Raw genomic sequence first — 11,513 nt, forward strand, 5'->3', positions numbered from 1 at the left:
TCAGCGCGCGCCCTCGGGCCACAGCACGACGCGCAGCGTCTGCAGCAGGATCAGCAGGTCGAGGAAGGGCGTGTAGTTCTTGGCGTAATAGAGGTCGTATTCCAGCTTGTGCCGTGCGTCCTCGATCGACGCGCCGTAGGGATAGTTGATCTGCGCCCAGCCGGTGATCCCCGGCTTCACCATGTGACGCTCGGCGTAGAAGGGCAGCTCGCGTTCCAGGTCGGCGACGAACTGCGGGCGTTCGGGACGCGGACCGACGAAGCTCATCTCGCCCTTCAGCACGCTCCAGCATTGCGGCAGCTCGTCGACGCGGACCTTGCGGATGAACTTGCCGATGCGCGTGATGCGAGGGTCGTCCTCCGCCGCCCAGACGGCGGTGCCGGCGACCTCGGCATCCTGCCGCATCGAGCGCAGCTTCAGGATGTCGAACGACTGGTTGTAGAGCCCGACGCGGCGCTGGCGGTAGAAGGCGGGGCCGGCGCTCTCCAGCTTGATCGCGACCGCGGTGACCAGGATGACCGGAAGCGCGAAGGCGAGCAGCAGCAGGCTGGCTGCAATGTCGAACGCGCGCTTCGAGACGCTCGACAGCATGCGCCCGGACGAGAAGCCGTCGGAGAAGATCAGCCACGACGGGTTGACGCTGTCCAGGTCGATCCGGCCGGTTTCCCGCTCCAGAAACGTCGAATAGTCGATCACCCCGACGCCGGTCGTCTTGACCCGCAGCAGGTCGCGCAGGGGCAGCGCGTTGCGCCGCTCCTCGATTGCGAGCACCACCTCGGTCGCGTCGAGCGCGAGCACGTGATCGGATAGATTGTCGATCGCGTCGCGTCCGACCGCGCCTGGGACGATCGTGCTCGGCTCGCCCATCGCGACGTAGCCCGCGACCACGAAGCTCGCGCGCGGTCGCGCGGCGAGCTCGCCCAGCCTGGCCGCGCGACGTCCCGCACCCAGCACCAGCACCCGCCGCCTGAGCGCATCGCCGCGGATGAAGCTGCCGATGGCGAAGCGTACCGCGACCATCCCGGCCACGGCGAAGACCATGCCGAACAGCAGGTTGGAGCGCCAGAAGGTGATCGCCGGCACCAGGAAGAAGATGACCGACAGGAAGATGATGCCGAGCGACACCGCGACCAGCAACCGCGCGGTCGCGAACCGCCACGATTCGAACGCGTGGACGCCGTAGGCGCCGACCGCGATCATCGAAACCTCCAGCGGCAGCGCGAAGGACAGCAGTTGCGGTACCCGCGTGACGATCGAGTCGACATCCATGCCGATCTGCCACGCGCGCAGCTGCCACCCGGCCTCCGCCGCCAGCAGCAGCAGCACGAAGTCGAGCAACCCCAGCAGCAGCGCCGCATTGGGTACGTAATGTTTGAACACCCGCGTCATCGAGGCGCCGACCCTGCCGTTGTAAGCTCTGCCGACACGCTGTCGCGCAAATTGGCAAAGATTCCCTGAACGCCGGAGCTTTGTAGCACTAAGGTCGTTACGCAGGCGGTGCCGGAATCGGCAACCGGGGGGTAAGGAGACCAATCAGTGTCAGCAATTGTGCCGGTGATCTTGTCCGGCGGATCGGGAACGCGTCTGTGGCCGATGTCCAGGCCCGAGCGGCCCAAGCAATTCCTGGCGCTGACCGCGACCGAGACGATGCTGCAACTGACCGCGGCGCGCGCGCACGGCGATGCCTTCGCTGCGCCGATCGTGGTCGCGAATGCGGCGCACGCCGAGCAGGTCGAGGCGCAACTCGCGCTGCTGCAACCGACGCCGCACGCCATCATTCTGGAGCCCGCGGGGCGCAACACCGCTCCGGCGATCGCGCTGGCGGCGCTCGAAGCGGCCGGCGACGCGCCGATGCTGGTGATGCCGTCCGACCACGTCATCTTGGATCGCGAAGCGTTCCACGCCGCGATCCACGCCGCGTTGCCACTGGTGGAGGACGGCTGGCTGATCACCTTTGGCATCACGCCCGACGCGCCGGAAACGGGATACGGCTACATTAAGGTCGGCGAGGAGGTCGCCGCGGGCGTCCACCGCGTCGCGCGCTTCGTCGAGAAGCCGCAGCGCGCTGCGGCCGAGTCGATGATCGCGAGCGGCGATCATGCGTGGAACGGCGGCATCTTCCTGTTCCGCGCCGATGCCTATCTACGTGCGCTCAATGAGTTCCGGCCCGACATCCTCGCCGCCGCGAAGGCGTCGATGGAGCGCGCGAGGCGCGACGGCACGCGCGTCTACCCCGAGGTCGCAGCGTTCGAGGCCTCGCCGTCCGACTCGATCGACTATGCCGTGATGGAGAAGGCGGAGCGCGTCGCGGTGGTGCCGGTCGCGATGGGGTGGAGCGACGTCGGCAGCTGGGACGCACTGCACGCGATCGCCGACAATGACGAGCACGGCAATGTCGTGAACGGCGACGCGGTCGTGCTCGACAGCCGCAACTGCCTGGTGCGCAGCGACGGCGCGCGGATCGCGATGGTCGGCGTCGAGGATTTGATCGTGGTCGCGAGCGGCAACGACATCCTGATTCTGCCGCGCGGCCGCAGCCAGGACGTCAAGCTGCTGCAGGAAGAGATGAAGCGGCGCTGACCTGAGCGGGCTTGGCGGATGCTCAGCGCATCAGCCACGCCCAGCAGGCGGCGAGCCCGGCGCAACCGAGCAGGAACTGCGGCCCGCGAAGTTTCGCGAAATAGGCTGGAGCATTGCCCCGCCGGCCGGCACGGCGATCGAGCAGCGCGACGAACGCGTAGCCCGCGGCGAGCAGCGCGAGCGAGATGGTGGTGAACGGCACGATCAGCGACAGGACGGCGATCGAGAAATAGGCCATCGCCGCCGCGATGTCCGCCGGCTTCGACGCCGACGGATTGCCGAAGCCGTAGCCGCGCCGGACGCCAGCAACGAAGGCGAGGATCAGCGCGGCCCAGATCACCGCGCATTGGATTGCGTAGAATGGCCAGCTTCCCGGCAGCGTCCACGCGCCGATGCCCGCCGCGACGAGCGGAAGCATGGGGCCGAAACCGAGGATCTTGCCGTCGAGGGGTATGCGGTTGCTCATGCGCCGCCGAACGCACGAGCGCGCATTCAGTCGCGCGCGAAGATCTCGTCGTGCGGGATCGACAGGTCGAGCGCGGGCAGGTCGACGTCGGCACGGGCGAACAACGTCTCGACCCAGGCTCCTTCCAGCCGTCGACTGATCGATGACGTCTCGGCATGCGGGTCGATGAACACGATCGCGGCCACGCCCGGCAAGTCACGGTACTCGGCGCGTTTTACCCGTAGGTCGATGTCACGCGTCGACGGCGAGAGTATCTCGACGATGACGCGGGGATCACGAAGCAGTTTATCCGAGTCGGCGTCGGTACCGGTGCCGCAATCAACGGTCACATCCGGGTAGCGAACGCCGCGTTCATGCGTCTGCACGGCCATATCGGAGCCGTACGGACGACAGCCCGATCCTCGAAGCGCGCCACGCAGATAGGCGAGCACGTTGGCCTGGACACGCGCATGCTCGCGCGTGCCGCCCGCCATCATGCGGATGCTGCCATCGTCGAGTTCCGCCTTCAGATCGGCACCGAAGTCGATCTGCAGGAACTCCTGCGCGGTCAGCAGACGCTCAGATGGTTCGGTGGCCATTTGCGGCAAGATACACGCGGCGACCCAACAAAAGAAGGGCCGGCGGATCGCTCCGCTCGGCCCTCTTTCTCGTGCTGGCAGCGGCAAACCCGCTGCTGGGCGTCGGACGGGTTCGGCTGAGCCGACCCGCCGGCCGTTCCGATTTCGTGTCGGGGGCAGCGCGCTGCCCCCGACCGAAATCAGAAGTCCATGCCGCCCATGCCGCCCATGCCGCCGCCCGGCATCGCCGGCGCTGCCTTGTCCTCGGGCACCTCGGAGACGGTCGCCTCGGTCGTGATGAGGAGGCCGGCGACCGAGGCCGCGTTCTGCAGCGCGGTGCGCACGACCTTGGTCGGGTCGATCACGCCGGCCTGCACCAGGTTCTCGTAGGTGTCGGTCGCGGCGTTGAAGCCGAGCGAGGTGTCGTTGCCGTCGAGCAGCTTGCCCGAGACCACCGCACCGTCGTGGCCGGCGTTCATCGCGATCTGGCGGACCAGCGCGGTGAGCGAGCGGCGGACGATGTCGATGCCGCGGGTCTGGTCGTCGTTCGCACCCGTCAGGCCGTCGAGCGCCTTCGACGCGTAGAGCAGCGCCGTGCCGCCACCGGGGACGATGCCTTCCTCGACTGCGGCGCGGGTCGCGTGCAGCGCGTCGTCGACGCGGTCCTTGCGCTCCTTCACCTCGACCTCGGTCGCACCGCCGACCTTGATCACCGCCACGCCGCCGGCGAGCTTCGCCAGGCGCTCCTGGAGCTTCTCACGGTCATAGTCGCTGGTGGTGTTCTCGATCTGCTGGCGGATCGCCTCGGTGCGGCCCTTGATCGCGTCGGCTTCACCCGCACCGTCGACGATGGTGGTGTTGTCCTTGTCGATCGAGACGCGCTTGGCGGTGCCGAGCATGCCCAGCGTGACGCTCTCGAGCTTGATGCCGAGATCCTCCGAGATCACCTCGCCCTTGGTCAGGATCGCGATGTCCTCGAGCATCGCCTTGCGACGATCGCCGAAGCCCGGTGCCTTGACCGCCGCGACCTTGAGGCCGCCGCGCAGCTTGTTGACGACCAGCGTGGCCAGCGCCTCGCCCTCGATGTCCTCGGCGATGATGAGGAGCGGACGACCCGACTGCACGACAGCTTCCAGGATCGGGAGCATCGCCTGCAGGTTCGACAGCTTCTTCTCGTGGATCAGGATGTACGGGTCGTTCAGCTCGACCGTCATCTTGTCCGGGTTGGTGATGAAGTAGGGCGACAGGTAGCCGCGGTCGAACTGCATGCCCTCGACGACGTCGAGCTCGAAGTCGAGACCCTTGGCCTCTTCCACGGTGATGACGCCTTCCTTGCCGACCTTCTCCATCGCCTCGGCGATCTTCTCGCCGACTTCGCGGTCGCCGTTGGCGGAGATGATGCCGACCTGCGCGACTTCCTGGCTACCCGAGACGGGCTTGGAGCGCGACTTCACGTCCTCGATCACCTTGACCACGGCGAGGTCGATGCCGCGCTTCAGGTCCATCGGGTTCATGCCGGCGGCGACCGACTTCATGCCCTCGCGCACGATCGCCTGGGCGAGCACGGTCGCGGTGGTGGTGCCGTCACCGGCGGTGTCGTTGGTCTTCGAGGCCACTTCGCGCACCATCTGCGCGCCCATGTTCTCGAACTTGTCCTTGAGCTCGATTTCCTTGGCGACCGACACACCGTCCTTGGTGATGCGGGGCGCGCCGAAGCTCTTGTCGATCACGACGTTGCGGCCCTTCGGCCCCAGCGTGACCTTCACCGCGTCGGCGAGGATGTCGACGCCGCGCAGGATGCGCTCACGCGCGTCGCGGCCGAATTTCACGTCCTTGGCTGCCATGTTGGCTACCCTTTCAAAATGCGAAGTGGAGGAAGTGGAGGTTCAGAAACGCTCAGCCAACGATGCCGAGGATGTCCGATTCCTTCATGATGAGCAGGTCTTCGCCGTCGACCTTGACCTCGGTGCCCGACCACTTGCCGAACAGGATGCGGTCGCCGGCCTTGACGTCGAGCGGGGTGACCTTGCCGTCCTCGGCCTTGGTGCCGGTGCCGGCGGCGACGACCTCGCCCTCCTGCGGCTTCTCCTTGGCAGTGTCGGGGATGATGATCCCACCGGCCGTCTTCTCCTCCGCCTCAACGCGGCGAACGAGAACGCGGTCGTGCAACGGACGAAAGTTCATTGCTGTAACCCTTTTCGATTGATGACACTTATTTGGCACTCGACGTGAGCGAGTGCCAGCGAGACGGCATATGTGTGGCGCGCTCCGGACCGTCAATGGGGACGCGAGCGGTTTTCGGAACCTTTTTTCAGCCCGGTCGTGGCACCAGCAGGCCGAGCCGCACCCGCGCCGACCAGCGCCACAGCAGCAGCACCGACACGACCAGCAACCCCGCGGCGAGCCCGATCCAGATGCCCGTCCCCGCCAGCGTCGTGGCGAAGCCGAGCACCGCCGCGGTGCCGAAGCCGACCACCCAGTAGCCGAACAACGCCACCAGCATCGGCACGCGCGTATCCTGCACCCCGCGCAGTACGCCGGCCGCCACCGCCTGCGCGCCGTCGACGAGCTGGAACACCGCCGCGACCGCGAGATACTGCATCGCGAGCGGCACCACCGCCGCATTCTGCGCGGCGTCGACGTCGATATAGGCCGAGATGAACAGGCGGGGCGCGAGCCACATCGCGACCGCGCTCACCCCCATGAAGCCGATGCCGAGCACCAGCGCGGTGCGCCCGGCGCGCGCCACCCAGGCGTGGTCGCCCGCGCCGAACGCCAGCCCGACGCGGATCGTCGCGGCCTGCGCGACGCCGAACGGCACCTGGAACGCGACGGCGGCGACGTTGAGCGCGACCGCGTGCGCGGCGACCTCGGTCACGCCGATCAACCCCATCAGGATTGCGGCCCCGCCGAACAGCGCGCCCTCGAACAGCCAGGTTAGCATGATCGGCACGCCCAGCCGGACGATCTCGCGCGCGCGGCTCCATTCGGGCCGCCACCAGCGCCCGAACAGGCGGTAGCGACGCAGCCGGCGATCGGCGAAGAAGATCAGGACGTAGGCGAGCACCATGCCGGTCGTGCTGACCACGCTCGCGATCGCCGATCCTTCGAGCCCGAGCCGGGGGAAGCCGGCGTTGCCGAACACGAGCAGCCAGTTGACGAGGATGCTGAGCGCGAGCGCCAGCGCGGTCACGATCAACGCCCATCCCGCGCGTCCGAGCGCGGCCGCCACCGTGCGCAGTACGCCCGCCGCCACGCCGGGCAGCACCGCCCACAAAAGAATGTCGAGGAAGTGCCCCGCGCGTTCGGCGACGCGCGGGTCCTGGTCGGCGAGCAGCAGCAACCGCTCGCCGTTCGCCAGGATCGTCATGACCAGCAGCGAGGCCGCGGCGCCGACCCACAGGGCCATGCGCGCGCTGCGCCGCACCTCGCGCACCGCGTGCGCGCGCTGACCCAGCTCGGCCGCGATCAACGGCGCCGCCGCGCTGGTCAGGCCGATGACCCCGTAGAGCGGCAGCGTGAACAGGAACACGCCCATCGTCGCCGCGGCGAGTTCCAGCGTGCCGAGCCGCCCGACGAAGATCACGTCGACCGCCGACACCGCCATTTGCAGCAGGTTGGCCGCGACCAGCGGCCCCGCGAGGCGAGAGAGCGCGACCAGCTCGTCGCGCCAGCCGGCGGGGCGCGGCTCGACGAGCGGCGCGGGCGTGACGGGACCGGCGTGCATCGCGCCGCCGTTAGGCGGTTCGATACGGCTTGGCCATAGAAGCGCGTCCCGAGAAGCGGGGCGGCACGGTAGAAGCGTATTGCTCCAACCATACACGACCGGCTAACACCGGTTACGAGGGGCCCGATGCTCCGTGAGGATCACGACAATGAAGCTGGTGCGCGCATGAGACTGGTGAAGGGCGCCTGGAAACTGCTGGTCGGCATCAAGGACGCGCTGGTGCTCGTCGCGATGCTGCTGTTCTTCGGCGCGCTGTTCGCCGCACTGAACGCGCGCAGCCGCGCGCCCGCGATTCGGGACGGCGCGCTGGTGCTCGACCTCGATGGTCCGATCGTCGAGCAGCCGGAAGAGGTCACCTTCACCCAGCTGCTCAGCGGGCAGCAGGTCGGGCGCGAGTACCGGCTGCGCGACATCGTCCGCGCGCTCGACGCCGCCAGGACCGACGACCGCGTCAAGGCGGTGGTGGTCGACCTCGAACGCTTCGGCGGCGCCTATCCGGCGGCGCTGCGCGAGGTGGCGGCGAAGCTCGCCGAGGTGAAGCGCGCGGGCAAGCCGGTGCTCGCCTGGGGCATCGCTTATACCGACGGCGGCTACCGCCTCGCCGCATCGGCGAGCGAGATCTGGATGGACCCGCAGGGCGGCACGTTGTTCTCCGGGCCGGGCGGCTCGCAGCTGTACTACAAGGGGCTGATCGACAAATTGGGCGTCAACGCGCACGTCTACCGCGTCGGCAAGTTCAAGTCGGCGGTCGAGCCGTACATCCGCGCCGACCAGAGCCCCGAGGCACGCGCCGCGTCCGAGGCGCTGTACGGCGGGCTGTTCGAGCAGTGGCGGAACGCGGTGCAGCAGGCGCGACCCAAGGCGCAGGTCGCGGCCCTGCTCGCCAACCCCGCGCAGGTGGTGCAGGCGGCGGGCGGCGACGTCGCGCAGGCTAACCTGCGCGGCGGGATCGTCGACCGTCTGGGCGACAAGGTCGCGTTCGGCCGCCGCGTCGCGCAGATCGTCGGCGGCGACGACGGCAAGGCGGCAGGCTTCTACAACAAGATCGACTACGACGCCTTCGTCGATGCCAAGCCGCTGCCCAAGACCGGCAAGATCGGCATCGTCACGGTCGCGGGCACGATCGTCGATGGCAAGGCGAGCGGCGGCAGCGCGGGCGGCGACACCGTGTCCGACCAGATCTACAAGGGGCTGGCGAAGAACGACCTGAAGGCGATCGTGCTGCGCGTCGACTCGCCCGGCGGCTCGGTGCTGGCGTCGGAGAAGATCCGGCTCGCACTGGTCGAGGCCAAGCGGCGCGGTCTGCCGATCGTGGTGTCGATGGGCGGGCTCGCCGCGTCGGGCGGTTACTGGGTGTCGACGCCCGGCGACGTGATCTTCGCCGAACCCGACACGATCACTGGATCGATCGGAATCTTCGGCGTGATCCCGACGTTCGAGAACACGCTGGTGAAGGTCGGCATCACCACCGACGGCGTGCGCACCACGCCCTTGTCCGGGCAGCCCGACATCCTGGCGGGCACGAACCCGGTGATCGACGCGGTGATCCAGTCGACGATCGAGCACGGCTACATGCAGTTCCTGACCCGCGTGTCGCAGTCGCGCCGCCTGCCGGTCGCGCGCGTCAACGAGATCGGCCAGGGCCGCGTGTGGCTGGGCGGACCTGCGCGCCAGCTCGGCCTGGTCGACCGCTTCGGCTCGCTGTCGGACGCGGTCGCTGAGGCCGCGCGCCGCGCCAAGGTCAAGCCGGAGGAGATCGTCTACCTGGAGAAGCAGCCCGGCTTCACCGCGCAGATCGCGCGGCAGTTCAACCGCGACAGCGACGACGACGATGCCGGCATGGGGTCGGGCGACCTGATGTCGCGGATGGCGTGGCAGCAGCGTCAGCTCGCCGCGCTGGCGATCGGCGACGCGCGCCGGATGCTGTCGGGTGCGGCGGTGCGCGCGCAGTGCCTGGAATGCGCGGGCGCCGGCCCGGTCGTCGCGCGCGGCGGCGACCTGCGACTCCTCGACCTGCTGCTCGCCAAGGTCGGGCTCTGACGCGAGCCGCTCCGCTTGCCAGACGCGGGCGAGCGGAGCCGGACGCGTCAGCGCGCGTTCACGGAGCCTCTGATAAGAGGTGGAACATGCGCACGTTCCTGTATTCGCTCACCGCCGCGGCGATCGCGCTCGCGGCGACGTCCTCGACCGCCGCACCGCGCCCCGACGCGAATGCCGAGCTGCGCCAGCTGCTTGCCGGGCGGGTCGCGGGCAAGCCGATCGACTGCCTGCCGCTCACCACCATCACCGGCAACACGATCGTGACCGGGCGCGCGATCGTCTACCGCGTCGGCGCGCGCCTATACGTCAACGAACCGCGCGGCGACGGGGCGCGATGGCTGCACCGCGACGACGTGCTCGTCACGCGCACGGTCGGCAGCAATCTCTGCCGGCTCGACATCGTCCGCCTGCTCGACCGCACTTCGCGCATCCCGGGCCCGTTCGTCTCGCTCGGGCAGTTCGTGCCTTATACCAAGCCGCGGGGCGGCTGACGCTAGCGGCGCCCGCGATAGGCCGGCAGCGCCAGGTGCCAGCGGATCGCGGCGGCACGCAGGCCGAACCCCATCAGCGCCGCCGCCACCGCCGCGGTGCGCGGATCGACGCCCGACACGCGCAGCCCGACGAACAGCCCCGACGCCAGCGCCGCGGCAGTCACGTACAATTCCGGCCGCATCAGGATCGACGGCTCGCCCGCCAGCACGTCGCGGATGATCCCGCCGACGCAGCCCGTCACCACCCCCATTAGCGCGGCGGGCAGCGGCGGCACGCCGTAGCCGATCGCCTTGGCCGCGCCGTACACCGCGTAGGCGGCGAGCCCGACCGCGTCCAACCAGTCGAGCGCCGCGCCGCGCCACCAGCGCTCGGGCGTCACCCACACCAGTATCGCGGCGGCCAGGCACACCGCCGACACGCGCGCGTCGTGCACCCAGAACACCGGCGCGCCGATCAGCAGGTCGCGCACCGTGCCGCCGCCCGCACCGGTGATCAGCGCGAAGAACGCGAGCGTGACGAACGTCTGCCCGCGCCGCGCCGCCGCGAGCGCGCCCGATGCTGCGAACAGCGCCAGCCCGGCGATGTCGAACCAGGGCGCGAAGACGGGCAGGAGAACCTCGGGCGGCATGGCTGACGCGGGTAGCGGATGCGCCGCGCCGTGCAAGCGTCGCAGCGCGTGTGATCGGTCCGGAGTTCCGACGCTGCTGGTTGCGGATCCAATTACGCAATCCGCTCGTCACCCCGGACTTGATCCGAGGTCCCGCTTCTCTCCGAATGTTGCGGAAAAGCGGAATTTCGGATCAAGTCCGGGACGATGCCGGGTTGGCTCCGGCCGTGGGTCCCTCCTACGATTTTTCCCACAGGCGCTGTCGCTCGTGTCACATCGCTGTGGCATAGCGCGCGGCATGACAGCGCTACCCTGCCCGCCCCTCCTCCTGCTCCAACCCGCGGGTGCGCGATGATCTCGATCGGTATCTACGGCAGCAACGGCCGCATGGGTCGCGCGATTGCGACCATCGTCGGCGACGAGGGCGCGACCGTCGCCGGGGGCGTCGACGCGGGCGGCGACCCGGCACCGCTCGCCCAGTCGTCGGACGTGCTGGTCGACTTCTCTACCCCTGCCGCGCTCGAGCCGCACCTCGCCGCCGCGGTCGCCGCGGGCACGCCGATCGTGATCGGCACCACCGGGCTGTCGGCGGCGCACCACGCGCTGATCGACGCCGCGGCTGAGCGGATCGCGGTGCTCCAGACCGGCAACACCTCGCTCGGCGTCACGCTGCTGGGCGTGCTGGTGCGCGAGGCGGCGGCGCGGCTCGGCACCGACTGGGACATCGAGATCGTCGAGATGCACCACCGCCACAAGGTCGACGCGCCGTCGGGCACCGCGATCCTGCTGGGCGAGGCGGCGGCGGCGGGGCGCGACACGCCTTTGTCGGAGGTGCGCGTCGACGGGCGCGCGGGGCTGGTCGGTGCGCGGACGGAGGAGACGATCGGCTTCTCCTCGCTGCGCGGCGGCAGCGTGGTGGGCGACCATCAGGTGATCTTCGCGGGCGAAGGCGAGCGGATCGAGCTCGGCCACCGCGGCGAGGACCGCTCGATCTTCGCGCGCGGCGCGGTCAAGGCGGCGCTGTGGCTCGCCGGCCGCGCACCC

The 11,513-nt window shown here is 69.3% G+C and carries 11 protein-coding genes; 4 read left to right on the forward strand and 7 right to left on the reverse strand.

Annotated features, from left to right (window positions below):
* Complete coding sequence (locus ACFDS6_RS09295) at nucleotides 1-1,389, reverse strand: TIGR03013 family XrtA/PEP-CTERM system glycosyltransferase (RefSeq protein WP_375271874.1); 1,389 nt, start codon at nucleotides 1,387-1,389, stop codon at nucleotides 1-3.
* 147 nt (nucleotides 1,390-1,536) lie between these two features.
* Between ACFDS6_RS09295 and ACFDS6_RS09300 the strand changes: the two genes are divergently transcribed.
* Nucleotides 1,537-2,580, forward strand: a complete 1,044-nt coding sequence (locus ACFDS6_RS09300) for a mannose-1-phosphate guanylyltransferase/mannose-6-phosphate isomerase (protein ID WP_375271875.1) — start codon at nucleotides 1,537-1,539, stop codon at nucleotides 2,578-2,580.
* A gap of 22 nt (nucleotides 2,581-2,602) precedes the next feature.
* On the opposite strand, the gene ACFDS6_RS09305 is transcribed toward ACFDS6_RS09300, so the two are convergent.
* The 5 genes from ACFDS6_RS09305 to ACFDS6_RS09325 all read right to left on the reverse strand — a co-directional run bounded on the left by ACFDS6_RS09305 (nucleotide 2,603) and on the right by ACFDS6_RS09325 (nucleotide 7,330).
* Nucleotides 2,603-3,046, reverse strand: a complete 444-nt coding sequence (locus ACFDS6_RS09305) for a DUF3429 domain-containing protein (RefSeq protein ID WP_375271876.1) — start codon at nucleotides 3,044-3,046, stop codon at nucleotides 2,603-2,605.
* Between the two features lie 26 nt (nucleotides 3,047-3,072).
* Nucleotides 3,073-3,624, reverse strand: a complete 552-nt coding sequence (locus ACFDS6_RS09310; protein ID WP_375271877.1) for a Uma2 family endonuclease — start codon at nucleotides 3,622-3,624, stop codon at nucleotides 3,073-3,075.
* A gap of 179 nt (nucleotides 3,625-3,803) precedes the next feature.
* A complete protein-coding gene (gene groL, locus ACFDS6_RS09315) occupies nucleotides 3,804-5,447 on the reverse strand; it encodes a chaperonin GroEL (protein WP_375271878.1) in 1,644 nt (547 codons plus the stop codon).
* A gap of 52 nt (nucleotides 5,448-5,499) precedes the next feature.
* Nucleotides 5,500-5,787 (reverse strand): co-chaperone GroES, encoded by a 288-nt coding sequence (gene groES / locus ACFDS6_RS09320; protein WP_294190699.1) that lies wholly within the window; start codon nucleotides 5,785-5,787, stop codon nucleotides 5,500-5,502.
* 127 nt (nucleotides 5,788-5,914) lie between these two features.
* Nucleotides 5,915-7,330 (reverse strand): MATE family efflux transporter, encoded by a 1,416-nt coding sequence (locus ACFDS6_RS09325; protein ID WP_375271879.1) that lies wholly within the window; start codon nucleotides 7,328-7,330, stop codon nucleotides 5,915-5,917.
* Nucleotides 7,331-7,495: 165 nt separating this feature from the next.
* Between ACFDS6_RS09325 and sppA the strand changes: the two genes are divergently transcribed.
* Nucleotides 7,496-9,370, forward strand: a complete 1,875-nt coding sequence (gene sppA / locus ACFDS6_RS09330) for a signal peptide peptidase SppA (RefSeq protein ID WP_375271880.1) — start codon at nucleotides 7,496-7,498, stop codon at nucleotides 9,368-9,370.
* A gap of 86 nt (nucleotides 9,371-9,456) precedes the next feature.
* The gene (locus ACFDS6_RS09335; RefSeq protein ID WP_375271882.1) at nucleotides 9,457-9,861 is read left to right on the forward strand and encodes a hypothetical protein; all 405 of its coding nucleotides are present in this window, start codon (nucleotides 9,457-9,459) and stop codon (nucleotides 9,859-9,861) included.
* Between the two features lie 2 nt (nucleotides 9,862-9,863).
* Here ACFDS6_RS09335 and ACFDS6_RS09340 read toward each other — a convergent pair whose 3' ends face one another.
* Nucleotides 9,864-10,490, reverse strand: coding sequence for a trimeric intracellular cation channel family protein (locus ACFDS6_RS09340; protein ID WP_375271883.1), 627 nt, complete (start codon nucleotides 10,488-10,490; stop codon nucleotides 9,864-9,866).
* A gap of 330 nt (nucleotides 10,491-10,820) precedes the next feature.
* Here ACFDS6_RS09340 and dapB point away from each other — a divergent pair.
* The coding region (gene dapB / locus ACFDS6_RS09345; protein ID WP_375271884.1) for a 4-hydroxy-tetrahydrodipicolinate reductase at nucleotides 10,821-11,513 on the forward strand (693 nt) is incomplete at its 3' end.

The sequence above is a fragment of the Sphingomonas sp. genome (assembly GCF_042095875.1).
Lineage (GTDB): Bacteria > Pseudomonadota > Alphaproteobacteria > Sphingomonadales > Sphingomonadaceae > Sphingomonas.

What these genes read in the sequence shown, in the direction of transcription:
- ACFDS6_RS09310 (WP_375271877.1), bottom strand. Translation starts at nt 3,624, where the DNA reads ATGGCCACCGAACCATCTGAGCGTCTGCTGACCGCGCAGGAGTTCCTG.
- ACFDS6_RS09305 (WP_375271876.1), bottom strand. Translation starts at nt 3,046, where the DNA reads ATGAGCAACCGCATACCCCTCGACGGCAAGATCCTCGGTTTCGGCCCC.
- ACFDS6_RS09340 (WP_375271883.1), bottom strand. Translation starts at nt 10,490, where the DNA reads ATGCCGCCCGAGGTTCTCCTGCCCGTCTTCGCGCCCTGGTTCGACATC.
- ACFDS6_RS09295 (WP_375271874.1), bottom strand. Translation starts at nt 1,389, where the DNA reads ATGACGCGGGTGTTCAAACATTACGTACCCAATGCGGCGCTGCTGCTG.
- groES (WP_294190699.1), bottom strand. Translation starts at nt 5,787, where the DNA reads ATGAACTTTCGTCCGTTGCACGACCGCGTTCTCGTTCGCCGCGTTGAG.
- ACFDS6_RS09325 (WP_375271879.1), bottom strand. Translation starts at nt 7,330, where the DNA reads ATGCACGCCGGTCCCGTCACGCCCGCGCCGCTCGTCGAGCCGCGCCCC.
- sppA (WP_375271880.1), top strand. Translation starts at nt 7,496, where the DNA reads ATGAGACTGGTGAAGGGCGCCTGGAAACTGCTGGTCGGCATCAAGGAC.
- groL (WP_375271878.1), bottom strand. Translation starts at nt 5,447, where the DNA reads ATGGCAGCCAAGGACGTGAAATTCGGCCGCGACGCGCGTGAGCGCATC.
- ACFDS6_RS09335 (WP_375271882.1), top strand. Translation starts at nt 9,457, where the DNA reads ATGCGCACGTTCCTGTATTCGCTCACCGCCGCGGCGATCGCGCTCGCG.